This is a genomic window from Sporichthyaceae bacterium, assembly GCA_036493475.1.
GTDB lineage: Bacteria > Actinomycetota > Actinomycetes > Sporichthyales > Sporichthyaceae > DASQPJ01.
Map to the genome: position 1 here is coordinate 1 of DASXPS010000113.1, position 2,316 is coordinate 2,316.

Consider the following 2,316-nt stretch of genomic DNA (forward strand, 5'->3'; position numbering starts at 1 on the left):
CTCGCCGGCGACGGCAGCCGCTCGATCACCGGCGAGACGATCGCGGTCTGCGGCGGCTCCGCCATGCGCCCCTGAGGCTGGATTTGATGATCAGAGTGCATCTACTGCTGACCTGGGTGCTCGGAACAGCTTTACAAGCACTCTCGCGGATTTCGGGCACGAATCTTCTGCTGGGGAGGGGGACCTAGGACGGCGCTGAAGAAGCCGGTTCTCTAGCTCGGCGGTGGCGCGGTTGGATGTCGCCTGCCGTGTGAGGCTGCGCGGTCGGGGCGGCGAGTGTGCCGAGACCGGCCAGGTTGAGGTGGTCGGTGGGTCGCTGGGTGGCCTGGCAGGGCCCGCTGCCGGCTGGGGGGCCGATATCAGGTGGCCAGAGCCCAGGTCCCATCGACGCGGGACAGGCCGCGACCGGTGAGGTTGCGCAGGTTGAGCGCGGCGGTGCGGCGTTTGAGCCAGGCATGGTTCTTGGTGGTGCCGCGGTAGCGCAGCTTGATCCGCCATCCGCCCTGGGTGGCGACTTGGGCCACGGTGCGCTCGATGTTGGGGCGGTAGTGGCGGTAGTCCTCGCGCAGGTCGGGGTGCGCCGCCCAGTCAGCCCGCGCCGCCCGGAGCAGGTCGTCGTGTTCGTGCAGGTCCATGCTGCGTCCGGTCTTCGCGGTGGTGCAGCGGGCGCGTAGCGGGCAGTCTCGGCACAGCGCCCCGAAGGTCACCGTGCGGCGCTCGGAGATCGGGCGGGTATATCCGGCCGGGCAGGTCACGGCGGCGGTGGTCTCGTCGACGGTGAAGTCATCAACGGTGAACCCGCCGCAGACCGCGGGCGCCACCGGCTTGGGTTTGATCACCGCGTCGTGCCCGGCCCGCTCGATCGCCCCACGCAGCTCACCGGTGCCATAGGCGCAGTCGCCGTACCAGGCGAAACTCTCAACCCGACCCGGCTCAGCACCCTCGCCCTCAGCAGCGTTGCCCTCGGACACCGAGGGGTCCAGGCCCTCCTCGATGGGCACCTCACGGGAAGCGGCGACGGCCTGCTCCCGCTCGTCGGGCACCTGCTCGGTGGGGGCCTGCTCGGTGGGGGCCTGCTCGGTGGGGGCCTGCTCGGTGGGGGCTAGGAACCGTTGCGCCACCGCGGCATCGGCGTTCTCCGCCCCGGCGGCCATGGTCAACGCCTCGTCGGTGATCAACCCGGTCTCGGGTTCGGCGACCATGTGCGCCCGGTAGCCGTCCTTACGGCTACTCGGGGACTTGCGGGTATGTCGGGCATCAGGATCCACGGTGGAGATCACCCGGTCCGGGGCGACCCGGCGCGCGATCCGCCACCGACCGTCACGCCCGTCAGAGTCCTCGGCCGGTTCCACGTCCTGCCCGGCCACCAGCGCCAGCAACGCCAACGCCGACGCCGCCTGCTCCTCGAGTTCGGCACCGGCGAACGCCGCGACCACCGCGTTCGCATCCGCGACCAGCGCCGAGACCAGCGCATCCTTCGCGTGCGGATCGGCCCAATCGATCCGCGGCTTACCCGGACCGCTGTAATCGTGGCCGGTACACACCGCGACGATCACCGCACCGGCACCGGGAACCTCCCGGCCCACCCGCCGGATCGCGGAGATCAACTGGGTGATGGTGTCCTGAGTGGCGACCGCGTCATCAACGATCGTGGAGTCCACCGCCCGGCGCCGCCGACCAGCAAGCACCCCGGTCGCCTCGATCACTTGACGGACCGCGTCGTTGATCCGGTGCGGCCGGCGCGAGTTCGCCAACCGGCGCCGCCAGTACACCAGGCTCGACGGATCGAACCCCTCATCGAGTAGCGACAACCCGCACGCCACCTTCCACCGCAGATCACAGCGGACCGCGTCGGCGCACTCTCGATCCGACAACGAGTGCAGCGCCTGCAACGTCAACACCGCCGCCATCCGCGTAGCCGGCAACGACGGGCGACCGAAACTCGAGAACAGATCCGCGTAGTCCTCGTCGGGAAACACCTCGGCCCGGTGCTCGGCTAAGAACCCGAACATGCTCCCCGCCGCGACCAGATGCCCCACCACCTGCGCGGCGTCCCACAACTCCCGATCAGGCCCCTCGACACCCTGCACCCAAGAATTCTCCCAAACCCGGCCCAGCGCCGCCTCAGAGACACACCACCACCGGGCTGGGTTTTTCAGCGGCGTCCTAGCCCCGACGCGGGCGGCCCCCGGCCCCGGCGCCCCGTGACCGTCCTCGCATACCGTCCAGCGTCTTCGCCCTCGCCATGGCGAAGGCGCGGACGACGCAGAGTGCGCGCAGACGTCCGTCGCCGTCACCCGGAGGGGCCGCTCGGCG

Annotated in this window: 1 protein-coding gene and 1 pseudogene; both read right to left on the reverse strand. The window is 70.4% G+C overall.

What is annotated here, in order from left to right; all coding sequences use genetic code 11:
• Positions 1-359: 359 nt before the first annotated feature.
• On the reverse strand, positions 360-1,043 hold the full coding sequence (locus VGJ14_11975) for a transposase (GenBank protein ID HEY2833135.1): 684 nt from the start codon (positions 1,041-1,043) through the stop codon (positions 360-362).
• Between the two features lie 39 nt (positions 1,044-1,082).
• Positions 1,083-2,090, reverse strand: a pseudogene (locus VGJ14_11980) (transposase).
• Between the last annotated feature and the right edge of the window lie 226 nt (positions 2,091-2,316).